General features: G+C 60.6%; 24 protein-coding genes and 1 pseudogene. 9 read left to right on the top strand and 16 right to left on the bottom strand.

All coding sequences use genetic code 11. The features are described from left to right. Positions 1–33: 33 nt before the first annotated feature. Positions 34–1,041, bottom strand: a complete 1,008-nt coding sequence (gene hrcA, locus FXN63_RS16155) for a heat-inducible transcriptional repressor HrcA (RefSeq protein ID WP_148816249.1) — start codon at positions 1,039–1,041, stop codon at positions 34–36. 46 nt (positions 1,042–1,087) lie between these two features. On the opposite strand from hrcA, the gene FXN63_RS16160 reads away from it, so the two are divergent. Further along, positions 1,088–1,996, top strand: coding sequence for an NAD kinase (locus FXN63_RS16160; protein WP_148816250.1), 909 nt, complete (start codon positions 1,088–1,090; stop codon positions 1,994–1,996). A gap of 63 nt (positions 1,997–2,059) precedes the next feature. Further along, positions 2,060–3,706 carry a DNA repair protein RecN gene (gene recN, locus FXN63_RS16165; RefSeq protein ID WP_148816251.1) on the top strand — a complete coding sequence of 549 codons (1,647 nt, stop codon included), beginning with the start codon at positions 2,060–2,062 and terminating at the stop codon, positions 3,704–3,706. A 106-nt stretch (positions 3,707–3,812) separates the two neighbouring features. On the opposite strand, the gene fur is transcribed toward recN, so the two are convergent. Then, positions 3,813–4,238, bottom strand: a complete 426-nt coding sequence (fur, locus tag FXN63_RS16170; RefSeq protein WP_148816252.1) for a ferric iron uptake transcriptional regulator — start codon at positions 4,236–4,238, stop codon at positions 3,813–3,815. A gap of 107 nt (positions 4,239–4,345) precedes the next feature. Between fur and FXN63_RS16175 the strand changes: the two genes are divergently transcribed. Together FXN63_RS16175 and dapB are read left to right on the top strand one after the other, a co-directional pair. Then, a complete protein-coding gene (locus tag FXN63_RS16175; protein WP_187395238.1) occupies positions 4,346–4,948 on the top strand; it encodes an outer membrane protein assembly factor BamE in 603 nt (200 codons plus the stop codon). 4 nt (positions 4,949–4,952) lie between these two features. Then, the gene (dapB, locus tag FXN63_RS16180; protein ID WP_148816254.1) at positions 4,953–5,747 is read left to right on the top strand and encodes a 4-hydroxy-tetrahydrodipicolinate reductase; all 795 of its coding nucleotides are present in this window, start codon (positions 4,953–4,955) and stop codon (positions 5,745–5,747) included. A gap of 139 nt (positions 5,748–5,886) precedes the next feature. Here the strand turns inward: dapB and FXN63_RS16185 are convergent. Then, a pseudogene (locus tag FXN63_RS16185) lies at positions 5,887–6,528 on the bottom strand (CheB methylesterase domain-containing protein); the annotation flags it as partial. Positions 6,529–6,613: 85 nt separating this feature from the next. Then, positions 6,614–7,489, bottom strand: coding sequence for a CheR family methyltransferase (locus tag FXN63_RS16190; RefSeq protein WP_425468612.1), 876 nt, complete (start codon positions 7,487–7,489; stop codon positions 6,614–6,616). Positions 7,490–7,823: 334 nt separating this feature from the next. On the opposite strand from FXN63_RS16190, the gene FXN63_RS16195 reads away from it, so the two are divergent. Then, the gene (locus tag FXN63_RS16195; RefSeq protein ID WP_148816256.1) at positions 7,824–9,047 is read left to right on the top strand and encodes a hybrid sensor histidine kinase/response regulator; all 1,224 of its coding nucleotides are present in this window, start codon (positions 7,824–7,826) and stop codon (positions 9,045–9,047) included. Continuing rightward, positions 9,044–9,676: a response regulator gene (locus tag FXN63_RS16200; protein WP_148816257.1), complete on the top strand. Its 633-nt coding sequence runs from the start codon at positions 9,044–9,046 to the stop codon at positions 9,674–9,676. Before FXN63_RS16195 ends, FXN63_RS16200 begins: the two co-directional genes overlap by 4 nt. 88 nt (positions 9,677–9,764) lie before the next feature. Here the strand turns inward: FXN63_RS16200 and FXN63_RS16205 are convergent, their stop codons facing one another. The 12 genes from FXN63_RS16205 to flgB form a co-directional block, all read right to left on the bottom strand. After that, a complete protein-coding gene (locus FXN63_RS16205) occupies positions 9,765–10,664 on the bottom strand; it encodes a response regulator (protein WP_148816258.1) in 900 nt (299 codons plus the stop codon). Between the two features lie 236 nt (positions 10,665–10,900). Continuing rightward, positions 10,901–12,382, bottom strand: coding sequence for a flagellar hook-associated protein FlgL (gene flgL / locus FXN63_RS16210; RefSeq protein ID WP_148816259.1), 1,482 nt, complete (start codon positions 12,380–12,382; stop codon positions 10,901–10,903). Between the two features lie 91 nt (positions 12,383–12,473). Continuing rightward, on the bottom strand, positions 12,474–14,390 hold the full coding sequence (gene flgK, locus FXN63_RS16215) for a flagellar hook-associated protein FlgK (protein ID WP_187394919.1): 1,917 nt from the start codon (positions 14,388–14,390) through the stop codon (positions 12,474–12,476). Between the two features lie 154 nt (positions 14,391–14,544). Beyond that, on the bottom strand, positions 14,545–15,693 hold the full coding sequence (gene flgJ / locus FXN63_RS16220; protein ID WP_148816261.1) for a flagellar assembly peptidoglycan hydrolase FlgJ: 1,149 nt from the start codon (positions 15,691–15,693) through the stop codon (positions 14,545–14,547). 1 nt (position 15,694) lies between these two features. Continuing rightward, on the bottom strand, positions 15,695–16,846 hold the full coding sequence (locus FXN63_RS16225; RefSeq protein ID WP_148816262.1) for a flagellar basal body P-ring protein FlgI: 1,152 nt from the start codon (positions 16,844–16,846) through the stop codon (positions 15,695–15,697). Between the two features lie 9 nt (positions 16,847–16,855). Then, positions 16,856–17,560, bottom strand: a complete 705-nt coding sequence (locus FXN63_RS16230; RefSeq protein WP_148816263.1) for a flagellar basal body L-ring protein FlgH — start codon at positions 17,558–17,560, stop codon at positions 16,856–16,858. Between the two features lie 23 nt (positions 17,561–17,583). After that, positions 17,584–18,366: a flagellar basal-body rod protein FlgG gene (gene flgG / locus FXN63_RS16235; protein WP_148816264.1), complete on the bottom strand. Its 783-nt coding sequence runs from the start codon at positions 18,364–18,366 to the stop codon at positions 17,584–17,586. A 37-nt stretch (positions 18,367–18,403) separates the two neighbouring features. Beyond that, a complete protein-coding gene (flgF, locus tag FXN63_RS16240; protein WP_148816265.1) occupies positions 18,404–19,144 on the bottom strand; it encodes a flagellar basal-body rod protein FlgF in 741 nt (246 codons plus the stop codon). Between the two features lie 66 nt (positions 19,145–19,210). Then, positions 19,211–20,605: a flagellar hook protein FlgE gene (gene flgE / locus FXN63_RS16245; protein ID WP_148816266.1), complete on the bottom strand. Its 1,395-nt coding sequence runs from the start codon at positions 20,603–20,605 to the stop codon at positions 19,211–19,213. Positions 20,606–20,646: 41 nt separating this feature from the next. After that, positions 20,647–21,309 (bottom strand): flagellar hook assembly protein FlgD, encoded by a 663-nt coding sequence (locus FXN63_RS16250; protein WP_148816267.1) that lies wholly within the window; start codon positions 21,307–21,309, stop codon positions 20,647–20,649. A 2-nt stretch (positions 21,310–21,311) separates the two neighbouring features. Beyond that, the gene (flgC, locus tag FXN63_RS16255) at positions 21,312–21,722 is read right to left on the bottom strand and encodes a flagellar basal body rod protein FlgC (RefSeq protein WP_148816268.1); all 411 of its coding nucleotides are present in this window, start codon (positions 21,720–21,722) and stop codon (positions 21,312–21,314) included. A gap of 15 nt (positions 21,723–21,737) precedes the next feature. Beyond that, positions 21,738–22,157 carry a flagellar basal body rod protein FlgB gene (flgB, locus tag FXN63_RS16260; protein ID WP_148816269.1) on the bottom strand — a complete coding sequence of 140 codons (420 nt, stop codon included), beginning with the start codon at positions 22,155–22,157 and terminating at the stop codon, positions 21,738–21,740. A 132-nt stretch (positions 22,158–22,289) separates the two neighbouring features. On the opposite strand from flgB, the gene flgA reads away from it, so the two are divergent. From flgA to FXN63_RS16275, 3 genes are all read left to right on the top strand, one after another. Then, positions 22,290–22,985, top strand: coding sequence for a flagellar basal body P-ring formation chaperone FlgA (gene flgA, locus FXN63_RS16265; protein WP_187394920.1), 696 nt, complete (start codon positions 22,290–22,292; stop codon positions 22,983–22,985). 128 nt (positions 22,986–23,113) lie between these two features. Next, on the top strand, positions 23,114–23,407 hold the full coding sequence (flgM, locus tag FXN63_RS16270; protein WP_148816271.1) for a flagellar biosynthesis anti-sigma factor FlgM: 294 nt from the start codon (positions 23,114–23,116) through the stop codon (positions 23,405–23,407). A gap of 58 nt (positions 23,408–23,465) precedes the next feature. Continuing rightward, on the top strand, positions 23,466–23,804 hold the full coding sequence (locus FXN63_RS16275; RefSeq protein WP_148816272.1) for a hypothetical protein: 339 nt from the start codon (positions 23,466–23,468) through the stop codon (positions 23,802–23,804). Positions 23,805–23,949: the final 145 nt, after the last annotated feature.

Raw genomic sequence — 23,949 nt, forward strand, 5'->3', positions numbered from 1 at the left:
CGGGCCTGCGTGAGTACCGATCCGGCAAGCGGATCAGTGTTGCTGGCTGAGCGCGTTGGAAAGCAGGCGGGCGGTGATGTCCACCAGCGGGATGACGCGATCATAGGACATCCGCGTCGGGCCGATCACGCCAAGCGTGCCGACCACCTTGCCATCGACGCCGTAGGGGGCGGTGATAACACTGACTTCGTCCATCGGCACCAGCTGGGAATCGCCGCCGATGAAGATCTGCACGCCTTCGGCGCGGCTGGACACATCAAGCAGCTGCATCAAGTCGCTTTTGCGTTCGAACAGCCCGAACATCTTGCGCAGGCGGTCCATGTCGGACGTGATGTCGGCCACTTGAAGCAGATTGCGTTCACCCGAGATCAGCATGTCATCGCCGCTCTGGGCGGCTTCGGCGCTGGCCTGCACTGCGGCCTGCATCAAACTGGAGATGTCGTCTTTCAGGCGTGCCAGGTCGGTTTGCAGGCTGCCACGCACCTGGTCGAAGGACTTGCCACCGAAGTGCTGGTTGAAGAAGTTCGCGGCCTCGGCCAGTTCAATCGGCGTGTAGTCGCGCTGCATGAACAGGATGCGGTTCTGCACGTCACCTTCTGGCGTGACGATGATCAGCAGCACGCGCTTTTCCGATAACCGGATGAATTCGATCTGCTTGAAAGCCTGCGACCGACGCGGTGCCAGCACCACGCCAGCGAACTGACTCAGGTTCGACAGCAAGCCGGCAGCGGCCGACAGCATGCGCTGCGGTTCAGAAGCAGGGAACTGCTGCTGCATGCGAGAGGCTTCGGCCTGCTCGAACTGGCGCACGGTCAGCAACGAGTCGACGAACATGCGATAGCCGCGCGGGGTCGGCACCCGGCCCGCAGAAGTATGCGGCGAATGGATCAGACCGATCTCTTCGAGGTCGGCCATGACATTGCGGATGGTAGCGGGGGACAGGTCGAAGACCTTCGCGAGTGTGCGCGAACCCACCGGCTGGCCGTCGGCAATGTAACGTTCTATAAGCGCTTTAAGCAGCGCACGCGCGCGATCATCCATATGTGTATTGTAGGGGCCGAGCGGACTCCAGCCCTATAATCATTTCATGCATTTTCCCACTGTCGCCCTCGTCGGCAAATACCACGACACCGGCATCGCCGCCCCGCTACTGGCGCTTGCCCATATGCTGCGCGCAGCCGGGCGCAAAGTGTTGTTCGAAAAAGATACGGCCATCAACATCGGCGTTCAGGATTTTCCTGTCGCCAGTGTGGCTGAAATTGGCGCAGAAGCATCACTTGCCGTAGTCATGGGCGGTGACGGCACCATGCTTGGGCTGGCTCGCCAGTTGGCCCCCTATGACGTGCCGTTGGTCGGAATCAACCACGGACGTGTTGGTTTCATCACCGATATCCCGCTGGACAAGTCTGTACAGGCACTGTCGGAAGTGATCGAGGGCAATTTTTCCAGCGACGAGCGCCTGTTGCTGGAAGGCAAGGTGTTTCGTGGCGATCAGGAACTATTTTCCGGCCCGGCCTTGAACGACGTGGTGCTCAGCCGTGCCAGCATGGGCGGCATGATCGAGATCAACGTACACGTTGATGGCGAATTCATGTCTCAACAACGTGCCGACGGCCTGATCATCGCCACGCCCACGGGCTCGACGGCCTACGCCTTGTCGTCCAACGGACCGATTCTGCACCCGTCGCTGCGCGGCATGGTGCTGGTGCCGGTGGCCCCGCAGGCCTTGTCCAATCGGCCGATCGCCCTGCCCGACACCTGTACCATCGATATCACCATCATCCGTTGCGCCGGGTCGAGCAAAGGCGGTGCAAGCGTTCACTTTGACATGCAGTCGTTCTCATCGCTGCAAGCGGGTGATCGGATTGTGGTGCGTCGTGGAAAGCACACCATCCGCTTCCTTCATCCTGCCGGATACAGTTACTTTTCTACTTTGCGCAGAAAGCTGCACTGGAATCAAAATCCGAGCGATCCCACGAGTTCGCTGGATAGCTGACTCTTTTGCGGGCTTGCATAGCAACGCGCCCTCGCCTCGTTATTTCCGGACACCCAGACCTGCATGCTTCGCGCCCTGCACATCAAGGATTTCGTCATCGTCGACCAGACCGAAGTCAGCTTCGGTGGTGGCTTCACGGTTTTCTCCGGTGAGACCGGTGCCGGCAAATCGATTCTGATCGACGCCCTGGCATTGGCCTTGGGCGAACGTGCCGACGCATCCGTCTTGCGCGAAGGTGCCACCCGCGCCGAGGTCTGCGCGGTATTCGACGTGCCCGACACCTTGCAAACCTGGCTTGCCGACCACGATCTGGACGACCAGGCCCTGGTGCTGCGTCGTGTGATCGATGCGCAAGGGCGCAGCCGGGGTTACGTCAACGGCAGCCCGGCCACGCTTACCCAGCTGCGTGAACTGGGCGAACAACTGGTCGACATTCACGGCCAGCACGCTCACCAAAGCCTGCTGAAAGCCGATGCGCAGCGTGACTTGCTGGACGGTCACGGCGAACATGCGGACCTGCGCGCGAAGGTGCTCGACACCTGGAAGAGCTGGCGAGAATTGGTACGCAAGCTGACCGCTGTCGAGGAAGATTCGGCAGCACTGCGCCAGGAACGCGACCAGTTGGAATGGCAGGCCGGTGAGTTGGGCCAGTTGAATCCGCAGGACGGCGAGTGGGAATCGATTCAGGCCGAGCACCAGCGCCTGGCGCATGCGCAGGCCTTGATCGACGGTGCAAACCAGACACTGGCCGCGCTGGATGAGGACGATGATTCGGCGCAATCGCGCTTGTCATCCGCCACGCACAAGATCGCGCAGCTTGCCTCGCATGACAGCGGTCTGCAGCCGATTGCCGACAGCCTGGAAATCGCCCGCATCACCTTGCAGGAAGCCGTGTCGGACCTGAACAGTTATCTGTCGCGTCTGGATCTGGACCCGCAACGGCTGGCAACGCTGGACAGCCGGATGCAGTCGCTGTTTCACACCGCACGCAAGTTCCGCCTGACGCCCAATGAGCTGCCCGCGCACTTGGCATCGCTGCAGGCGCGCCTGGATACGCTCAAGGACGCCGACAACGTCGAAGCATTACGTGAACGGGTAGACGAAGCGCGCAGCCGTTTCGATGCGGCTGCCAATGTGTTGTCGGTCGCTCGAGCGCGCGCGGCTACGTCTCTGTCGGATGCGGTGACGGAAGCCATGCAGTCGCTGGCCATGAGCGGCGGCAAGTTCGAGGTGGTGATGCAACGCGCGGCCGAACCCGGGCCAAGCGGCATCGATGCAGTGGAGTTCCGGGTGGCAGGCCATACCGGCAGCACGCCACGCGCCTTGGCCAAGGTGGCGTCAGGGGGTGAATTGGCGCGGATTTCGCTGGCTTTGTCGGTGATTGCCAGCCGCGCCGCGCGGGTCCCCACGCTGATCTTCGATGAAGTGGATACCGGCGTGGGCGGTGCGGTGGCCGAAGTGGTGGGCAGGCTGCTGCGCGAGCTGGGCAGCCGTCACCAGGTTTTGTGCGTGACCCACCTGCCGCAGGTTGCTGCGCGTGGTGACCTGCACTTCCAGGTCAGCAAGCAGATCGAAGATGGCCGCACGGTGTCGCATATTGCGCCGCTCGACCGGCGTACGCGGGTCGACGAAGTGGCCCGCATGCTGGGTGGCATCGACATTACGGCCACGACACGCAAGCATGCGCGAGAAATGCTGGGCGGCAACTGAAGGCTCTTGCCAGGGTTCACAGTCGGGAAGATCCACGCCATCGCAGCGTTGATCAGGAACCGACATCCGGCGGCAATCGCCCTGCCCGGCCCGCCGCCCTGTGGTCTTAGGCCCGGGCGGCCGGCTTACAGGCCCCGCACAGTCCGTACAGCGACAACGCGTGTTCGGTCAGCGTGAAACCGTGGCGATCCGCGATTTCCTGCTGGCGGCGCTCGATCTCGGCGTCGTGAAACTCTTCCACAATGCCGCAGCTGGTACAGACCAAGTGGTCATGGTGTTCGCCGCCGTTCAGCTCGAACACGGACTTGCCGCCGTCGAACTGACTGCGCAGCAAGATGCCAGCTTCTTCAAATTGTGTCAGAACGCGATAAACGGTCGCCAGACCGATGTCGACGTTTTCCGTCATCAACAGTCGATAGACGTCGTCGGCGCTCATGTGCCGGTGTTCAGCTTTGCGGAACACATCCAGGATTTTCAGCCGGGGAAACGTCGCTTTCAGCCCGATGCTTTTCAGTTCGCTTTGGTCGCTCATTTGGAGGTACAGCCCTTTCCTTCGATACAACCCTTATGATAGCGGTTTCACCAGTCTTAACGGATTCTGCTCCTGTGCCGAATGCTCCCAAGTCTTTGTTCGAGCCAATGCGCAAGTCGTTGCGCGTTCTGCGTGCGCCCTCTGCACTGGCCGCCGTCCTGGCGCTGAGCGCCTGCGGCGCGTACAACAGCTACGTCCCCGGCTTCATCACGCCCTATCGCTCCGACGTCCAGCAGGGCAACTGGGTGACCTCGGAAATGGTGGCATTGCTCAAGCCCGGCATGACCCGCGAGCAGGTCCGTTTCGCGCTGGGCAGCCCGGCGCTGGCCGACATCTTCCACGCCGACCGCTGGGACTATCCCTATACCTTCAATCCTGGCCGTGGCAAGCCCGAGCAGCGTCTGTTGACGGTGTATTTCGAGAACGACCGCCTGGCCCGCTGGGGTGGCGACGAAATGCCGGATCGCCAGCCTTTCCAGAAGGAACCGCCTCCTCGCGCCGTGAATGTGCCGATCGACAATCCGGCACAACGTCCGCCGGTGACCACGCCTGCGGAAGTGGGCTCGGGCAATCCGCTGCCCGGCCGCCCCGCTGACACGGCGGCTCCCAACACCGAGAAGCCGCGCGCGACGATCAATCGTGACGTGCAGCCCATGACCGATCCGATGGATCCGAGCGTTGCGCCGTCGCCGCGCCTGATCAGGGAGTAAGGTCATGCGCATTGCCATTGCCGGCGCCAACGGGCGCATGGGCCGCATGCTGATTGAAGCTGTGCTCGGTGCCCACGACCTGACGCTTGCCGTTGCCCTGGACCACGCAGGCAGCCCCGCCATCGGGCGCGATGCGGGCGAACCCATTGGCCGTACCACCGGCGTGCTGATCACCGATCAGCTCGACGCCTTGGCCGGTGCCGACGTGCTGATCGACTTCACGCGCCCGGAAGGCACGCTGGAGCACATCACCGCCTGCGTGCGTCACAACGTGAAGCTGGTGATCGGCACCACGGGCTTCGACGCGTCGGGCAAAGCCGCCATCAAGGCGGCCTCGCAGCACATCGGCATCGTGTTCGCACCGAACATGAGCGTGGGGGTGAACGTGACCTTCAAGCTGCTTGAAGTGGCTGCCCGCATCCTGCAGGAAACCTACGATGTGGAAGTGTTCGAAGCACACCACAAGCTCAAAGTAGATGCACCTTCCGGCACGGCGCTGGGCATGGGCGAAGCGATTGCCCGCACCTGGGGCAAGGAACTGGACGACATCGCGGTGTTCGATCGCCACGGCGTCACGGGTGAGCGCGAGGCCGGCAAGATCGGTTTCTCGGTCGTGCGTGGTGGCGACATCGTGGGCGAGCACACGGCGTATTTCTGCGGTCCGGGTGAACGCATCGAAATCACGCATCGTTCTGCCAGCCGCGTGAACTACGCCGCAGGCAGCCTGCGCGCCGCTCGCTTCCTGGGCGAACACAGCAATGGTCAGTTCGACATGCAGGATGTGCTGGGTTTGAAATAAGCCAGTACTGCTGATCAGTGCTGGTCAAGCGCTGATCATGAAAACGGGCCGGATGCATTGCTGCATCCGGCCCGTTTTTTATTGCACGCCAGAGGGCTGTCGTTACGCGTCAATGCATAGACAGCGCGTGCCCATACTTTCAGTCACCTTGCCCGCCACGGACATTGCCTGGCTGCGCCAGGAGCATGTCGCTACCATGACGGTTATTGAGTGCCGCGTACTGGTGACGCACCGCCGCCACAATGCGTGCCGCCACCTGCGACAGCGGCACCGTTTCATGCGCTGCGCCCAGGGCAATCGCTTCCCGTGGCATGCCGAACACCACTGAGGTCGCTTCGTCCTGCGCCATGTTGTAGCTGCCAGCCTGACGCAGCGTCAGCATGGCCTGAGCGCCATCTTTGCCCATGCCGGTCAGCATTACCCCGACACAGCCCGGGCCGGCCAGCCGTGCGGCCGACAGGAACAGCACTTCAACAGATGGCCGGTGACGGTTGACCGGCTCGGTGTTCAGCAACTGTGTGGTGTAGCCGAACGTAGACGTACGGATTGCCAGATGCGAATCGCCCGGCGCGATGTAAGCATGCCCAGGCAGCATGCGTTCGCCATCTACCGCTTCCTTCACGTGCAGCGCGCATTGCTTGTCCAGTCTTTCGGCGAAACTGCGCGTAAAACCCGGGGGCATGTGCTGGGTGATGGCAACCGGCGGCAAATCTGCGGGCAACGCAGACAATACGTCGCGCAAGGCCTCCGTGCCCCCCGTGGATGCACCGATCACGATCAGCATGCGTCGATCGACCGGAATGCCGGATGCAAGTACTGCTGTCATGACAACTCTCCGAGGCAAATATTGCGCATCGGGCCTCCTGTCATGCGTCGTCGCGCACGTACACGGTACGGCCAGTCAGGCGCAACGCCCGCTGACCGTGTGCAAAGTTTTCGGAGTGGCCCACAAACAGCGAGCCACCTGGTGCCAACATGGGTGCAAACCGCGACACGATCTGCAATTGCGTATCACGATCAAAATAAATCAGTACGTTTCGGCAGAATATCGCATCAAACGGACCTTTGGCTTGCCAATTCGCATCAAGCAGATTTTGCTGTTTGAAGGTCACCAGGCTGCGCAATTCCGGACGCACGGTGAAGTCCCCCGAGGCTTCCCGAATGAAATACCGGCGTACCAATGCTTCTGGCACCTTGGAAACGGTTTCGGCGTTGTACGTGGCTTTGCGGGCAGTGGCCAGCACGCCGGTATCAAGGTCGGTGGCCAGTATTTCCACGGGTGGCGTGAGGCTGCCGAATACTTCGGCCGCCGTCAGCGCAATCGTCCAGGGCTCTTCACCGGTAGATGCAGCCGAGCACCAGACACGCAGCTTGGTGCCGGGTTTTGCCCGCGTGCGCAACAAGGTGGCCAGTGTCTCGAAATGGTGTGATTCGCGATAGAAATACGTCAGATTGGTGGTAAGCGCATTGACAAACTGCTCCCACTCAGCAGTGCCCTGACGCAATCCATTCAGATAATCGCGAAAATTGCGCTGACCGGTGGCCCGCAGGCGACGCGCAAGACGGCTATAGACCATGCCGCGCTTGCTCTCGGAAAGCGAAATACCTGTGTGCTGTTTCAGCAGCGTGCGAACGAGCTCGAAATCCTGCAGATCAAAAGCAAATTCGCTGGGTACGCCGACAGCAGGGCTAGTAGTCGCGGCGTGCAGTGCTGCCGCCGGGAACGGATTTCTGACATTCAATTAAGTGACGCCTTGCAAGACCAGGTGCAGTAAGTCGAATGACTTGCGCACACGGTATGATTATCCGTGCATTCGGCCAATTACGCCGTCTGAACCGAACAACAACTTGCGCCAATCTGCGCGTTTGACGTACCAGCGTGATCCGCCCTTCAGGGGTAAAAACAACTATCTGCAATAAGCCGCGATATTCGAGGCCAAGTCTTTCGATATCGCCGCGCTGACCGCCATAACAGCGCTAAGATGCCATGCGCCATGGTGCCTGGGTTACGGATTCGGGTATATCCCAGCCCATCTCCACCGCAAAAACGTTCCGATCGAGAAGCCTCCTTTCCCCATGCAAGACGCCGACGCAATTCCCCCTTTCGCTGCACGTTCGCATACCCCGAATCCCGTGCCAGCTGCTGCGACGCCCGATGCTCCGGCGGCAGATGCTCGCCCGCTGGCGGTGCTGTTCATCGAGGATTCCGTCAGCGACTTCGCGTTGATGCAGGCTACCCTGCGCCGGGCTGGTATTTCATTCCAGCCGCGCCGGGTCGAAACCGAGCAGGAAATGCGCGATGCCCTGGGCGCACAGTCCTGGGACGCCATCATCAGCGACTATTCGCTGCCGACGTTCAATGCCGAGGCGGCACTGGAACTGGCGCAGCACCACAACGCCGATGTGCCCTTCCTGATCGTGTCCGGTGAAATCGGTGAAGGTGCTGCCGTCGAGGCAATGCTGGCCGGTGCCGACGACTACATCATGAAGAACAACCTGCGTCGCCTGCCGCCTGCGCTCAAACGCAGCCTGCGCGCGGCGCAGACGCGCCGCCAGCGCCTGCATGCCGAAGAGCAACTGCGTGAACTGTCACGCCACGCCGACCGCCTGCGTGAGCAGGAACGCGCAGAACTAGCCCGTGAAATTCACGATGACCTGGGTGCACTCGTGACCCGTATCCGCGCCGAACTGACCATGGCGCGGCGAAATTCGCAGGAAACCGACACGGCACAGCGCCTGGATGTTGCCGAGCAGCTGGTAGCGTCTTTGGGCGTGGCGATTTCCAGAATTGCGCGCTCGATGCGCCCGCCGGTGCTGGACTTCGGGATTGTTGCGGCCATTGAATGGCAGGCCCGGGATTTTGCGCAGCGCACGGGCATCCCGGTAAATCTGAACACCAATCAGGACGACCTGTCGCTTGACCTGGAACAGTCCACCAGCCTGTTCCGGATCTTCCAGGAAGCCTTGACCAACATCTACAAACACGCTGATGCCAACCGGATCGATGTCGAGCTGTTCGCCGATGAGCACAGCCTGACCCTTGAAGTCACCGACAACGGCCGGGGCATGAGCAGCGACGCCCTGCGCAAACAGACCTCGTTCGGACTGCGCGGCATGATGGAACGCATTCGCAGCCTGGGGGGCTGGATGGACATCGGTGCCGTCCAACCCACGGGGCGCGGCGACGACGCGACTGCAACCGGCACGACCTTGATGATCTCGATCCCGCTAGGCGCGGGCGCGTTTCCTGCGCCCGGTAACGCCGCAGACCCCTCTACACTTTCGGAATCGAATTCATGATCCGCCTCGTCATCGTCGACGACCACGCCATCGTGCGTTCCGGGCTGCGCCAGATTGCCCAAGCCGAAACCGATATCAATGTTGTCGGCGAAGCGGCTGACAGCGGTGAATTACTGGACGTCCTGCGCAAACAGGACTCAGACGTCGTGTTGATGGATATCTCGATGCCCGGCAAAAATGGGCTGGACGCGCTGAAACTGGTCAAGGAACGCTGGCCCACCACGGCAGTGCTGATGCTCAGCATGTACCCGGAAGACCAGTATGCCGTGCGTAGTGTGAAGGCGGGTGCTTCAGGCTATCTGCACAAGAATTCGCCGCCGGAGACGGTCATCCAGGCGATTCGTACGGTGGCCAAGGGCAAGAAATTCATCACCCCCGAACTCGCCGAGCAACTGGCCACCCACATTGGGCAAGATGCCGACCAACCGCTGCACGAACGTCTGTCAGACCGCGAATATCAGACCATGTCGATGATCGCCTCGGGCCATACCCTGTCGCAAATCGCCGAGCAGATGTCGCTGTCGCCCAAGACGGTGTCGGTATATCGCGCCCGCCTGCTGGAAAAAATGCGCCTGAAGAACAATGCAGAATTGACCCACTACGCCTTGAAGCACAAGCTGGTGGAATAAGCCGATTACGCGAAGCAAGTGCTTGCTCCAAAAGAAAATGCCCCGTTTTTTTGCGGGGCATTTTTTTGGACGGGCAACAGGGATATCGTCAAGGCAAGGGGATCGTCGCAATCACCTGGCGGCCGCCATCGCGGTACAACAGTTCGTGGAAAGCCAGCATGCGCGCCATGGCAATACCCCGGCCATGCGTGGCAAAGGCACGGTCTGGCGACATGTGCAGGTAATCGGGCCAGCTGAAACCATCACCCTGGTCGCTGATGGTGAAACTGAGCGTGGACGGGCTGCGCACGAATCCGATGGTGGCTACCCGGTCACGATATTCCGGCAAGCCCATGCGGCGTTCCACCTCGGCAGACCAGCCGCCTACGTTGTTCAAGCGCCCTTTCTCGGCATAACCAATGCCCAGATTGCCGTGTTCCACTGCGTTGATCATCAGTTCAGCCAAGCCGATGACGGTGGCGTCCGGGCTTGGGCACAGGCGGGCAAAAAAGGTGGCCAGCTGGCGGGCTTCGGTCAGCGTGCTGAACGAGAATTCAGCTGATTCCATACGCAGGAAAATTTCCTGGGCGTCATCGATACGACGACGCAGCGCTTTGCGGTGCTGGCGCGATTCAATCGCGGCATTCACCACCGACACCAGAATATCGCGGTCGTAGGGCTTGGCCAGATAATAGAAAGCACCCCGGCGAATACCTTCGATGACCTGATGCTTTTCCGCTGCCGCGGTCTGCAAGATCACGGGAAGATCGGCGAAGCGCGGGTCACGGCGAATGCGCCCCAGCAATTCCATACCGTCCATGCCCGGCATCATGCGGTCGAGCACAACCGCATCGACTTCGCTGCCCAACATATCCAGAGAATCCCACGCCTGCACACCGTCAACACTGCGTACCAGGCGAAAACGGGAATCGTCGAGATGCTCGGCAATGAGCTCAAGATTCAACGGTTCATCGTCGACTACCAGCACGGTGAAGACTTGATGGAGCATGGCTATTCCGTAAAGTGGGCAGCGCGTACCTTACCGGGTTACTGCTAAGTTTGCATGATTAGAGCAGATGAATCACACCCGGGTTGCGACGAATTCTTACCCGACAGCAAAAGCGCTGTTAAAACTGGCGCGACCCAACAAAAAAGCCGCCCTGGAAGGCGGCTTTGCTGTACACGGTTGAGCGTGTATCCAGGAAAAAGCATCGGTGCAATGACCGATGCCTTGGTACCGGGAATTCAGATGATGTTGAACAGAGACATGTTCGACACTTGCGCGTAGACCTTCTGCGCAGCTTGCAGCGACAGGTTGCGCTGTGCCAATTCGCTGATTGCAGCAACCAGATCTTGCGTGCCCATGCCAACTTCCTTGGTGATCTGGGCAGAGACGTTATCGCGGCTGACGGTGTCTTGACCGGTAAGCGCGTCAAGCTCGTCCTGACGAGAGCCCAAGGTCGTCGTGGCATCCAACAAACGGTTCAGGCCGCCGTCGATATTGGCCATCATTTCGCGCAGCACATTGTTTCGCTGCGTGGCTCCGTTTGCGGCGTCGGCGGCAGGGATCTTTGCAGCATCAATGGCAGCTTGCATTGATGCAAAAATATCTGCGGTGCCAGGCTGCTTGAAGGTGAACGTGTCGCCGGCATTAGGCACGCCGGAAACGTCGAGCGTGATGCCGGCAAAGGTCACGCTTCCGCCCTTGGCAGGATCAATCGTCCCAGTACCCACGACTGCGCCGGCGCCATTGCTGACCTGATACTTGCCAGCAACATCACCGATTGCAAACTTGTCACCCGCTGCCGGGTCGGTACCGAAATTCATCTGCATGCCGTTGATGGTCAGCGGCGCGCCGGGCGTGTAGGTGCCGGTACTGGTAACGCCCTTGCCATCAGTCAAGGTGTACGTCGTGGCGTCCGTGAACTCCAGCGAGAACGGCTTGTTCGCAGCAGCCTTGCCCCACGCAGCAGGATCCGTCACGGTCTGATTGACCGCGATGCCGTTGGTGGTGGTGCCGGTCGTGGTGGACACGAACTCCACGCTGTACGGGCCTGCGGCTTCGGCAGCCTTCCAGGCGGCGTTGTCCGTCACGGACACGTTCTTCATGTAGCCCGAACCCGTATTGGTCGACGTGGCCGTGCCTTCCACCTTGCCGTTGCCGGTGGGAACGCTCATGAACAGGTAATCACCCGTCATGTTCGCCGCCATGGTGCGGGTCGGTCCAATTTGAACTTCACGCACGCCGATGTCGCCGTTGTACGCAATCTGCCCTGCCCCGTCAGCAACAAACGGCTGCGTCTTGGCGGCGTAACCCGAGAACAGGAAGTTGCCATTACCGTCGGACTGATTGGCCACGCTGATCAGCTGATCACGCAGGCTTTCCATGTCTTTGATGTGGCTGGCGCGATCGGCATCATTGAGTGCACCGCTGTTCAGGGCAATCAGTTTGGTGCGAAAGGTGCCAATCGCTTCGCGAGCAGTGTCGAGGGTGTTTTCGATCTGCTTCAGCGAATCATTCACATCGCCCTGGTTCTTGATCATCTGCTCATACGCGGCCTTGGTCGCGGTCAGCGTCACTTCGCGCGCGGCAGCAATCGGATCGTCGCCAGGATTCAACACCTTGCGCTCACCCGAAATTTGCTGCGACAAGCGCGCGATTTCGGATTGCTGGGTGGTCATGGCACGAAGTCCGGCATCGAACTGGATATTGGTGCTTACACGCATGGGGCGTCCTTCAAGTCAAAGTGTCGCGCGGTCGGCAGATCGGCCTGGCACCGCCGCGACTGCAAGAGGGAAAACAGAGCGATCAACGAGATCAGTTGAGCGCAGCAAGAATCGTATCGAACAGCGAGGATGCGATGGCCAATACTTTGCCGGAGGCTGCGTAAGCTTGCTGGAAACGCAACAGCTTGGCGGCTTCTTCATCAAGGTTGACGCCCGCAGCAGATTGCTCTTCCACGATCGCCTGGCTCAAGATCACACCGTAGGCAGCTTTGCCTGCGGTAATTTCATTGGCGCGGCTACCCATATCGGACACCAGCACCGCGTAGTTTTGCGTCAGCGTCGAGCCATTGAGCAGTTTGGCCGAGGTCAAAGATGCCATCGCGGTGGCGTTACGATTGTCGCCAGTCGGGTCGGTCGCACCAGCCTTGACCGTGAACTCGTCACCAGCGGCAGGTGTCGTGGACACTTCGAACGACCAGCCGTTGTGGGCAATCTTTCCGTTGGGCCCGGTATAGGTGCCAGTGCCCACCGAGACCGGCGGCACATTCGGTGCAGCTTCCGTGCCGGCATCGAACAATTCGTACGCACCGTTGGCTGCGAATTTGACGGTGATCGAATTGTTGAAGTTCGGGGTGCCCTGACCGGAAGACGTCAATCGGCTGACCACTGCCGAACCGGTGTTGGCCGTTCCGTTGACCAAAGCCATCGGTGCTGCGCCAGCCAGATTCTTGGAATCCTTCAGCAGCACGTTCAGCCCCGCAGCAGCTTGACGCGAGGGATTGATGGTGAAGGTGTCACCCGACGCCATGGTGGGCTTGACTTTCAAGCCATCGACCGTGAACGTGCCATCTGCCGCCAGGGAACCGGTCGGAATGGTCGTCGTGTTGTTGTCGCTCAGGCGACGAACGCTGTAGTTGGTACCGTCGAAGGACACGGCGTAGTCGCTGGCCACCATGTTGCGCGTGTCGGCAATCGACACATCCAGCTTGGATGCGGCCGCATTGGACTTCGCGCCATAGGCAAGCGGAGGACCGACGGTGAACAGGGCCTTGCCTTGGTCGCCATTGGCGTCCAGACCGAACTGATTTTGTTTGTTGAGTGCCGCGGCCAGCGTGATGGCGATTTTGCCCAAATCGTCTTGCGATTTGGCCAATTCGTTGTTGCGGAAGCTCAGCGTTGCACCCAGATCGCCGCCAGAGACGTCGTCTTCGCGCAGCACCACGTTGTTTCCGTTGGTCTTCAGCTCCAGGCGCGCGCCGTTCAGGCTGTTCGGGTCGTCGGTGGACACCAGCGAGGACACGATATTGCCTACGACCAGGGGCTGGCCGCTGGACAGGAAGACGTTCAGCGACGTGCCGTCCTGAACCGTGGTGGACACACCGACCAGCTTGTTCAACTCGCGCACCAGGGCGTCGCGCTGATCGAGCAAGTCATTCGGCTGGTTGCCGCTGGCCGTACCCTGCGCAATGCCGATACGTTCGTTCAGCTGGCCGATACCTTGCGACAGCTGATTGATGGCGGCGACATCCGTGGCGATCTGCTGGTTGGCACCATTGCGCAGCGAATCAAGGGCATCGCTTGCGGTGCGGAACCGGGCGGCCATGGCTTCAGCCGACGACAGCGCCGTCTGACGGGCAGCCGGTTCACCGATACGCGCGCTGAAATCCTGCATCGACGTAAAGAACTTGTCGACCGACACGTTGACGCCGGTCTTGGCGTCGCCAAGCGTATTCATCAGCTGGGTCATCGACGCATCGTAGCTGTCGTGATAGCTGGACTGGCTTTGCGCGCGGGTAGCCTGATTGGTCAGGAACTCGTCATAAATGCGTCGCACCAGCGTCACCTGGACGCCGTTACCGATGAAACCTGCGCCGGTGTATTGGCCAAGCGTCGAGGTCTGCGCCACTTCCTGGCGGGTATAACCCGGAGTATTCACATTGGCGATGTTGTGCGACACCGTTGCCAAGGAAGCTTGCGCTGCATTGAGGCCACTAAGGGCCGATCCCATCAGACTCATCATCCACCCGCTATTTATATCTTCTATCTGTATTAACGGCGGGCCATTCGAAATCTTGAACCCGATTCGCGCAGAATTATTGCCTGGGCAAATTCACCGTAACGGAGCACCATCACGACGTGACCAGCGGCACTTGAGGCGACGATTACATCGCCAGTCGTTTGGTCACCTTGATGGTGCCAGTAAGTTTTTCGCCGTACTTCGGATCGGTTGCGTAACCGGCCTTTTGCATGCCATGACCGAACTGTTCTGGCGTTTCCGCCTGAACAACACCGGCATAGCGCGGGTTCTTGGCCAGCAGACGGGCGTAATCCTCGAAAGCGTGGTCATAGGAATCGTAGGCACGGAAGGCCTCTTGCACCCGCTCTGCCTTGCCGTTGGTGTATTCCGTCGTGGTGTTGACCGATACCTTGCCGCTCCAGTTCGTGGCCTTGATGCCGAACAGGTTGTGCGTAGGCTTGCCGTCGTCGCCACGGATTTCGCGACGCCCCCAGCCGGATTCCAGCGCAGCCTGGCCCACCATGAACTCGGCAGGAATGCCGGTGGCGGCCTCGGCACGCTTTGCAGCCGGGTAGAACTTTTTGACGAACGCTTCGCGCGCCTGATCTGCCGGCAAGTCGGGGTCGATGGCAGACGACTTTGTCTCGACCATCGGCGTTTCGAATTTGCCGTTCTGAATACGACGCGGCGCAAAGCCACCCATGCCGGGGTTGAAACCACCACCAGGCGTGTAGCCTGCCGTGCTGAAGCCGGAGCTTCCAGCCACCACGCGGGCGCGCGGATCGTAAGCCATGCCCTGGGCAGACTTGCTTGCGTCAGCCAGTGACAAGGTGGACATGGTGATGTCGCCTGCCGACTCGCGCAGACTGGCTGGCGAGATCATCTGGCGCGACAACTGCTTTTCAATCATGTCGGCCAGCCCCAAGCCGTGCTGGTTCGGCACGGTACGGGTAATTGCAGCCATTTTCAGCGCATCGGCATCGACCCCACCAGCGGTTGGCGTACCACTGCCGGCTTGCGCGCTGGGCACCCCTGCCAGCACCTGCGACATCTGCTGGTCCATCATCTGCTGCCAGGACTTTGCCGCCGGGCTGTTGAAGATGCTTGCAATGCCACCTTCGCCTGCCATGGAGGACTGGCGCATCTGGCTGAGCAGCATTTGCGTGAACTGGGCTTCCACCTGGCGTGCGGCACGCTTCATTGCCGCTTGGGGATTGTCGCGCGCGTCGCGTTTCAGCGAATCAAGCCCACGCGCATCCAGGGCCATGCCGCTGCCAGCTGGGGGGCTTGCCATCTTAGATAACCTCCAGCTCGGCGGTCAGCGCGCCTGACGACTGCAAGGCCTGAAGGATCGAGATCAGGTCTGCCGGCGATGCGCCCAGCATGTTCAAGGCTTTCACCACTTCAGACAGCTGCGCACCGCCATCGAGCTGGATCAGGGCACCGCCCTGCTGTGTAACCTGGATGTCGGTACGCGGCACGACTACCGTTTCGCCATTGCTGAATGCGTTGGGCTGGCTGACTTCCGGTGCGTTGTTGACCGTGACGGTCAGATTGCCGTGAGCAACTGCGACCGGGTTCAGCCGCACGCTCTGGTTCATGACGACCGAGCCGGTGCGCGCATTGACCACGACCTTGGCCGCAACACGACCCCGCGTGACTTCCAACTCTTCGATGCTTGCCATGAATTCGACGCGACCATCCGGTCCCGGCGGGGCAATGACTTCGATCACGCGCGAATCCAGCGCACGTGCAATATTCTGGCCAAAACGACGATTGACGGTATCGACCACCGACTTGGCAGTCGAGAAATCGGCCTGCAACAGTTCAAGGCGCAACGGGTGATCGTCACCGAATGCGGTAGGTACTTCACGTTCCACGGTTGCACCGTTCGGCACGCGACCTGCGCTCAGATGATTGATCTGCGCCTTGCTGCCACCCGCCGAGGCACCGGCACCACCCACCGCCAGGTTGCCCTGTGCCAGCGCATAGACCTGGCCGTCCGCGCCCTTCAACGGGGTCAGCACCAGCGTGCCGCCGCGCAGCGACTTGGCGTTACCCATCGAACTGACGGTGATATCCAGGGTTTGACCGGGCTGGGCGAACGGCGGAAGCGTTGCCGTCACCATCACGGCTGCCACGTTTTTCAGTTGCAGTCGCGTGCCAGGCGGAACGTTCACGCCAAGCTGCGACAGCATCGCCATCAAGGATTGCGTGGTGAACGGCGTCTGTGTGGTCTGGTCGCCCGTTCCATCAAGGCCGACCACCAGACCATAACCCACCACCTGGTTGTTACGCACGCCCTGCAAGGACGCGATGTCCTTGATGCGGGCGGCGTGGGCAGGCGCAACTGCGGTGACCAAGGCCACACCGGCCAACGCGCAACCCAGCAAGGTACGCAGGCGCAGCGCCAGATTTCGGGGAGCCAAGGAAACGAGAGTCGACATAGACGAGCCTTAGATCGGCAGGAACGAGAAGAAGAAGCGCGTCAACCAACCGGCGGTCTGTGCCGAGTCGATCGCACCTTCACCGCGGTATTCGATGCGTGCATCGGCTACCTGAGTGGAACTGACGGTATTGGCACCCACGATGCTGGCGGGGTTGACCACGCCAGAGAAGCGAATCCGCTCGGTTTCCTGGTTGGTGCCCAACTGCTTTTCACCGGCGACAATCAGGTTGCCGTTACCCAGCACTTCCATCACCGTGACCGCAATCGTGCCGGTCAACAGGTTCGACGCACCGGTTGCACCTTTCGAGTCGAAGGTGTTGGCCGAATTGGCATCAAGCCCCGTGCCGCCAAGGCCCTTCGCAAAGGGCAGCTTGTTGATCAGCGGGATGCCCAGGCTTGCAGAGCCTGTGCGGGAAGCGGACGAATTGTTCCGCTGCGTAGCATCGATACGCTCTTCGATTCGCACCACCAGCGTGTCGCCGATGTTACGTGCGCGGCGATCTTCGAACAGCGGACGGTAAGCAACAGCGTCTGCATAGATGCCGCCGCTTGCGCGACGCGACGCCTGCACGGCCACCGGGTCGACCGGGCGAATCGTGGTCGGACCGCTGATATCGATCTTGGGTGCGGCGCACGCGCTCAATACCAGCAGCGCGCCCACGGCCGCCAAGCCACGAAGCGACGCGAAAATGCTTTGCACACGGATATTCATTTCTCGTTTCCCGCTTGTCTTCATCAGAGCTGCGTGATCTTTTGCAGCATCTGGTCGCTGGTCGAAATCGCACGCGAATTGATTTCGTAGGCGCGCTGGGTCTGGATCATGCCGACCAGCTCTTCCACCACGTTCACGTTCGATGCTTCCACGTAGCCTTGGTTGATCAGGCCGGCACCGTTCTGACCCGGCGCATTGACCGTCGGCACGCCGGAGGCAGCGGTTTCAGCAAACAGGTTCTGACCCAGCGGCTGGAGGCCGACCGGGTTGATGAAGGTGGCAACCTGCAACTGACCAATCTGCACCGGTTGCGCCTGGCCAGCCACCGTCACGGTGACCGTGCCGTCTTGGCCGATGGCGATGTTGCGGGTGTTTTCCGGGATCACCAGGCCGGGGTCGACGACCAAGCCGTTGCTGGTCACGATCTGGCCCTGGTTGTCGGGCTGGAAGCTGCCGTCACGCGTGTAGGCAAGCGTGCCGTCTGCCAGCTGCACCTGGAAGAAACCGTTGCCGTTGATGGCGGCGTCGAGCGAGTTGTCGGTCTTTTGCAGTGCGCCCTGCGTGTAGTTGCGCACCGTGGCGACAGGACGTGCACCGGTACCAACGGTCAGGCCGGCCGGCACCTGGTTGTCCTGGGTAGCCTGCGTGCCTGCCGGACGCAGGGTCTGATACAGCAGATCTTCGAACACGGCGCGCGAACGCTTGAAACCGTTGGTGCTGACGTTGGCCAGGTTATTCGAGATGACATCGAGTTGGGTCTGCTGAGCATCGAGACCGGTCTTCGCAATCCACAGGGAACGCATCATGGCGGGTATTCCTTTTTTTCTTCGCGCCCTGGGGCGATTAGGTCAACGACAGCAACTGGGTCGCCGCTTGTTGGTTTTGTTTGGTGTTTTCGATGAACTGCGTCTGCATCTCGAAGTGTCGCGCCGAAGAAATCATGTTGACCATCGACTCGATCGCATTCACGTTGCTGCCTTCCACCATGCCGGCAGCCAGTCGCACCGTATTGTCGGCCTGAAGCGGCTGACCGTTGGTGCTGCGGAACACACCGTCTTCGCCACGCGACAACTGCGCGCGCGTCGGGTTGACAAGCTTGATCCGGCCGACGATCTGCGCTTGCGCGCGATCGTTCAGAGCAATGGCGGTAATCGTGCCGTCGTGCGAAATATCCACATCGCTATCGGGCGGGATGGCGATCGCACCGCCCTCACCCACGACCGGCCGGCCTCCTGCGTCGACCAACTGGCCGTTCTGCGAGATCGCCAAGCTGCCGCCGCGCGAATACGCTTCGGCACCGTTGGCCGTTTGCACGGCCAGCCAGCCATCGCCCTGAATGGCGACATCGAGCGTACGGCCGGTCGCCATCATTGCGCCCGGCGTCAGATCAGCACCTGACGCCGACTCGACTGCGTAGGCACGGGTGGACAGCAGATTGCCGCCGCTGACCGGTGCCGTACGTTGTGCGGCCAACTCGGCACGAAAGCCGGGCGTCGACGCGTTGGCAAGGTTATTGGCCTGAATGTCCTGGCGGCGCATCAGTTCGCGCGTGCCGGTGGCTGCAATGAAAAGCGAGCGGTCCATGAATCGATATTTCCTGAAAGTCTGCAGCGCGCGCGCCAACAGGCGCGCCACGCCGCCAAAGCCGTATCAGCGCAGATTGACCAGCGTCTGCATGATCGAGTCTTGCGTCTTGATGGTCTGCGAGTTGGCCTGATAGGCACGCTGCGCAGTGATCATGTTGACGAGTTCCGATGTCAGATCGATGTTGGCCTCTTCCAGTGCGCCGGATTGCAACGAACCGATGTTGCTGCTGCCGGGTTCGCCGACACGCGGGCCACCCGAGGAACCGGTCTCGGCGAACAGGTTGTTGCCGAGGCTCGACAAGCCTTGCGGGCTCTTGAACGTGGCCAGCACGATCTGGCCTTGCGCACGGGTTTGTTCGTTGGAGTAACGCGCTTGCACGATGCCGTCGGCACCAATCGAGTAACCCGTCAGCTCACCCGAGGTGTAGCCGTCCTGATCCTGGACGTTGATCCCGAAGATCTGGCCGTACTGGGTGGTGGCGCTCATGTCGAACAGGAACTCGATGTCCGCAGCACCATTGTTCAGCACGTCGTCCGTACCGGCACCCTTGATGGTCAGGGTCGGATTGAAGTCGGCACCCGTGTCGGCGAGCAGCGGTTTACCACTGGAATTGAACTTCAGTTCAGCAATCTTGCCGGTAGCCGGGTCAGCCAAGGCACCGGCATCGCTACCGACGATGGACACCGGCGGCGTGCCGGTGGTGATCTTGCCGTCAAGGCCTGCGTAGACCTCCCACTTCACATCACCGGAATACTGCACTTCACCGTTGACCAGTGCAGCCTCCGGCTGAACCTTGCGGTAGTAGGTGGTCAGCACGTGGGAATTGCCCAGCGTGTCGAACACCGTCAGCGACGTTGCCTTGGTGAAGGTCGAGGTATCAAGCGGGTCGAAAGGCTTGGGCGTGACCGGGCCCGGCGTTGCAGAGGTCGGCGGCGTAAGCGTCGCGATCGGCGCAACACGCGAATCCAGGTTCACGCCCTGCTCGGCACGGGCGGTGACACGCGGGTTGATGGTGTCCACCGTCAGACGCAGCGGCACCGGTGCCGAGGTCAGGACGTTGCCGTTGTTATCCACGCCGTAACCCGTGAGCTTCAGGCCATTGGAGCTATTGACCAGGAAACCGTCCTTGTCGGCCTTGAACTGACCGTTGCGCGAATAGACAACGCTGCCGTTGTCATCCATGCGGAAGAAGCCTTCACCATTGATTGCCACGTCGAGCGGGCGATCCGAGATGGAGATGCCACCTTGCGAGAAGGTTTGCGACACGCTTGCGACGCGGGTACCGATACCTGCCGAGGTGTTCGACACCGAACCGGCCAGCGTCGATGCGAAGACGTCCGCGAACTCGGCGCGCGAGGCCTTGAAACCGATGGTGTTGACGTTGGCAACGTTGTTGCCGATCACGTCGAGATTCTTGGAGGCGGCGTTCAGACCGCTCAGTGCTTGCTGGAAACTCATTCAATGCTCCCGTGTACGGAACGATATTCAGTAGTAGAAGATCAGCTGATCTGACGTACGGCCGACATGTTGTATTGGTTGCCGCCTTTATCGATGACCCTGGTACCCGCTGCGCCCGGCTGGATGCTTTGCACCGTTACCGTGGACAGCGTCGTGGCCGCACCGGTCACACCGCTTGCGGTCAACTGCACATCGAAGGTGTAGGTGCCGGGAGGCAGCTGATTGCCATCGGAGTCCTTGCCGTCCCAGTCAAAATGGGTGGTGCCGGCCTTGGTCTTGCCCATATCGGACGTGTACACCACAGCACCGTCGGCATTGGCGATGGTGAGCTTGGCGTTTTCCACGGCGTAAGGCACATCGAAACCACCGCGAACCGTCGAGTCTTCTTCCAGCACCAGCGTCTTGCCCGGCACTTCGACATCACGACCCACCAGCGCGGCGGCCTGCATCGATTGCATGCCTGCCAGGTTGCTACCCAGACCAGCCACGGTGTCGTTCAGCGAAGAAATACCGTTGACCGTGCTGATCTGCGCAAGCTGCGACGTCAACTGAGCGTTGTCCATCGGATTCATCGGATCCTGGTTCTGCATCTGCGCAACCAGCATCTTCAGGAACTGTTCCGACAGGTCGTTGGCGGTGGTGTCCTTAGTGGTGGTGGTCGCTATCGGCGCAGTGCTGGCGCCGCTGTTTACGGTAAGGCTCATCGTCAGGTTCCGAGAGTGATGGCTTTTTGCATCAGAGTTTTGGTGGTGTTCATGATTTCGACGTTGGTCTGATACGCCCGCGACGCCGCGATCATGTCGACCATTTCGTCAACGACCTCGACATTGGGCATGGTCAGATAACCATCGGCGTCGGCCAGCGGGTGCTTCGGGTCATAGACCCGCTTGCCGGGTGCGGAGTCGGTGACAACCTCTTTCACACGCACGGCTTTCGCATCCTTGGCGCTGCCCGGAAGCGAAAACGCTTCGAACACCACCTTGCGACCGCGATACACCTCGCCATCGGGGCCGGCCACGCTTTCCGCGTTGGCCATGTTGCTGGCCACCGTGCTCAGGCGCTGGCTGTTGGCGGTGAGCGCCGTATTGGCGATCTCGAATGCCTTATTGAGCGACATTGACGATCCTTCCTATCAGTTGTTCTGCATGACGGTTTGCATCGTGCGGATCTGGCCGCTCAGCATCCGAAGAGACGCGTCGTAGCGCAGCGCGTTCTCGGCGAACTGGCCGCGTTCCAGATCCGGATCGACGGTATTGCCGTCGATCGCATCCTGCGTGGGAGTGCGATAAAGCATGGCGACCGGCAAACCTGCGGTGGACGAACCGGCGATATGGCCGGTCTGGGTCCTGGCAAGGCTGACGGTCATTGCGCTGCCGATGGCCTTGCCGCCGCCAGTGGCTTCTTTCAAGGCCGTGGAGAAATCGAAATCTCGCGCCTTGTAATTCGGCGTTTCGGCATTGGCCAGATTGGCGGTCAATACCTCCTGCCGCTGCGAACGCAGTTGCAACGCTTGCGCGTTGAAGTTGAACTCATCGTTGATGCGACCAATCATGCCGTGCTCCGAACCTATTTATCAGGTGTAAGCATTATTCGTCCTGGCCCATCCATTGAAAGCCCGAGAATGAACGGATTTCTACCCCTGTTTCCACCTTCGCGTACCCACCCCGCGCGTAAAGTGCAGTCCATGCTTCTGATCAGATCCCTTGCCCTGGCCACCGCGCTGCTGGCATCGACCCCGCTGCTGGCAGCCCCGGTCGATGCGCAATCCATCGCTGAAATCGGCGAACGGATGCTGCGTGATCGCGCCCAATCCCAGGCCGACGTGCTGGGTGCCGAAATCGCTGTCCGGGTGCCGACACTGGCCTCCAGAGCCGCTGACGCGCCCTGCAAACCCGAAGTTTTCCTGCCGCCCTCCTCCAGATCCTGGGGCAAGACGCAGATCGGCTTGCGTTGCGCTGACAGCAACTGGACAGTGCGCCTGCCTGCCGAAGTGTCATTGACCGCCACGATTCCCGTGCCCACGCGTCCGATCAAGGCAGGCTCCGTGCTGGCACAGGGCGACTGGACCTTGACCGAGCTGGATGTTGCTGGCTGGACACGCGGCGTGACCGTTGATGAACAAAGTCTTGCCGGCTCACGGGTAACGCGACCGCTGCGTGCCGGTGAACCAATTCCGCCAGACGCACTGACCTCGGCAGCCCGCATGGGTGTTGGCGAACAAGTGCGTGTGTTGTTGATCGGCAAAGGATTTACCGTTCGCTCTGCCGGAGAAATCGTTCAGCAGTCGACCGTGGGCGGTTCAGCCCGGGTAAAACTTGAATCCGGACGAACGGTGTCGGGTACCTTGCGCGCGGACAAGCAGATCGAGGTACATCTGTGAGAACATATGCTGGCACGTGCCCGCGCAACTAGCGCGCCAAATACACAAACTGATAAAGTTCCTGGCGATATAGCCCTACAGTTTTAAGCAGGCCCGCCGTTACTAGGGTATATCGCAGGAGTCATGTCGTGAAAATCACCCAGAACGGTACCGATCCGCTTCGTCCCAGCAGCAATGCTCAGGCCGGAACACGCGTTCGCCAGACCAACGAGCAAGGCGCGCCCAGCGGCGTGAGCGCCAGCTCTTCATCGATCCAGCTGTCGGCTGCATCGCGCGAGACGCAAGGCAGCGAAGCACCTTTCAACGCTGCCCACGTCGAAGAAATCAAACAAGCCATCCGTGACGGCAAGTTCAAGGTGAACGCCGAAGCTGTGGCAGACAAGTTCCTGCAAATTGAACGCGAACTCATCACTTCCCGGTAATTCCCTCGCGGGATTACAAGGCGTAGACGCGGCTACCCTCAGCCGCTTCGAGCCCTTGATGCAACGTTGCGATGCGACGGGTGCCCAGCTGACCGATGCCATGGCACGCGGCGATTCCGACCTGGTCCGCAGTCTGGCGGGCGAAGTCGCGCAAATCCTGTTGAGCCTGCAAAAAGTCTTGCCGGAACTCGCAGAGCAACTCAGCACGGCAGATGAGTCAGTGCGCCAGGCATGGCGTGTCCGGATCGAGAACACGGCAAAGCCGCTGCGCGTTGCTGCTGCACTCTCCGACATTCAAGCTCACGCAGCCAGCAGTCGCCTGGCAGTACTGGCACGTGCCGCCGGTCTTGAGACCACATACGGTCCTGGCGGCCAACTGACGCTGAAGACGGTCTAAGCGTCGCAGCAGAACAGTGCCACCACAGTACTGCAAAGACATCCGGCCGACGATCCGTTGCCGGATGTCAGCCAGAAGCAGTTAGAAAATCCCCAAAATCCCCAGTAAGAAATCCCTTTTGCCGATTCAGTCGCCCAGCGACCTG

The organism is Pigmentiphaga aceris, from assembly GCF_008119665.1.
Classification (GTDB): Bacteria; Pseudomonadota; Gammaproteobacteria; order Burkholderiales; family Burkholderiaceae_B; genus Pigmentiphaga; species Pigmentiphaga aceris.

Excerpts from the sequence above, each read along its gene's own strand:
- FXN63_RS16250 (WP_148816267.1), bottom strand. The coding sequence starts at position 21,309 with ATGAGCCTTACCGTAAACAGCGGCGCCAGCACTGCGCCGATAGCGACC.
- FXN63_RS16205 (WP_148816258.1), bottom strand. The coding sequence starts at position 10,664 with ATGCTCCATCAAGTCTTCACCGTGCTGGTAGTCGACGATGAACCGTTG.
- FXN63_RS16160 (WP_148816250.1), top strand. The coding sequence starts at position 1,088 with ATGCATTTTCCCACTGTCGCCCTCGTCGGCAAATACCACGACACCGGC.
- dapB (WP_148816254.1), top strand. The coding sequence starts at position 4,953 with ATGCGCATTGCCATTGCCGGCGCCAACGGGCGCATGGGCCGCATGCTG.
- FXN63_RS16225 (WP_148816262.1), bottom strand. The coding sequence starts at position 16,846 with ATGTCGACTCTCGTTTCCTTGGCTCCCCGAAATCTGGCGCTGCGCCTG.
- recN (WP_148816251.1), top strand. The coding sequence starts at position 2,060 with ATGCTTCGCGCCCTGCACATCAAGGATTTCGTCATCGTCGACCAGACC.
- FXN63_RS16200 (WP_148816257.1), top strand. The coding sequence starts at position 9,044 with ATGATCCGCCTCGTCATCGTCGACGACCACGCCATCGTGCGTTCCGGG.
- FXN63_RS16275 (WP_148816272.1), top strand. The coding sequence starts at position 23,466 with ATGCAACGTTGCGATGCGACGGGTGCCCAGCTGACCGATGCCATGGCA.
- FXN63_RS16195 (WP_148816256.1), top strand. The coding sequence starts at position 7,824 with ATGCAAGACGCCGACGCAATTCCCCCTTTCGCTGCACGTTCGCATACC.
- flgA (WP_187394920.1), top strand. The coding sequence starts at position 22,290 with ATGCTTCTGATCAGATCCCTTGCCCTGGCCACCGCGCTGCTGGCATCG.
- flgK (WP_187394919.1), bottom strand. The coding sequence starts at position 14,390 with ATGGGATCGGCCCTTAGTGGCCTCAATGCAGCGCAAGCTTCCTTGGCA.
- FXN63_RS16175 (WP_187395238.1), top strand. The coding sequence starts at position 4,346 with ATGCGCAAGTCGTTGCGCGTTCTGCGTGCGCCCTCTGCACTGGCCGCC.
- flgC (WP_148816268.1), bottom strand. The coding sequence starts at position 21,722 with ATGTCGCTCAATAAGGCATTCGAGATCGCCAATACGGCGCTCACCGCC.
- flgF (WP_148816265.1), bottom strand. The coding sequence starts at position 19,144 with ATGGACCGCTCGCTTTTCATTGCAGCCACCGGCACGCGCGAACTGATG.
- flgL (WP_148816259.1), bottom strand. The coding sequence starts at position 12,382 with ATGCGTGTAAGCACCAATATCCAGTTCGATGCCGGACTTCGTGCCATG.
- hrcA (WP_148816249.1), bottom strand. The coding sequence starts at position 1,041 with ATGGATGATCGCGCGCGTGCGCTGCTTAAAGCGCTTATAGAACGTTAC.
- flgE (WP_148816266.1), bottom strand. The coding sequence starts at position 20,605 with ATGAGTTTCCAGCAAGCACTGAGCGGTCTGAACGCCGCCTCCAAGAAT.
- flgB (WP_148816269.1), bottom strand. The coding sequence starts at position 22,157 with ATGATTGGTCGCATCAACGATGAGTTCAACTTCAACGCGCAAGCGTTG.
- fur (WP_148816252.1), bottom strand. The coding sequence starts at position 4,238 with ATGAGCGACCAAAGCGAACTGAAAAGCATCGGGCTGAAAGCGACGTTT.
- flgJ (WP_148816261.1), bottom strand. The coding sequence starts at position 15,693 with ATGGCAAGCCCCCCAGCTGGCAGCGGCATGGCCCTGGATGCGCGTGGG.
- flgG (WP_148816264.1), bottom strand. The coding sequence starts at position 18,366 with ATGATGCGTTCCCTGTGGATTGCGAAGACCGGTCTCGATGCTCAGCAG.
- FXN63_RS16230 (WP_148816263.1), bottom strand. The coding sequence starts at position 17,560 with ATGAATATCCGTGTGCAAAGCATTTTCGCGTCGCTTCGTGGCTTGGCG.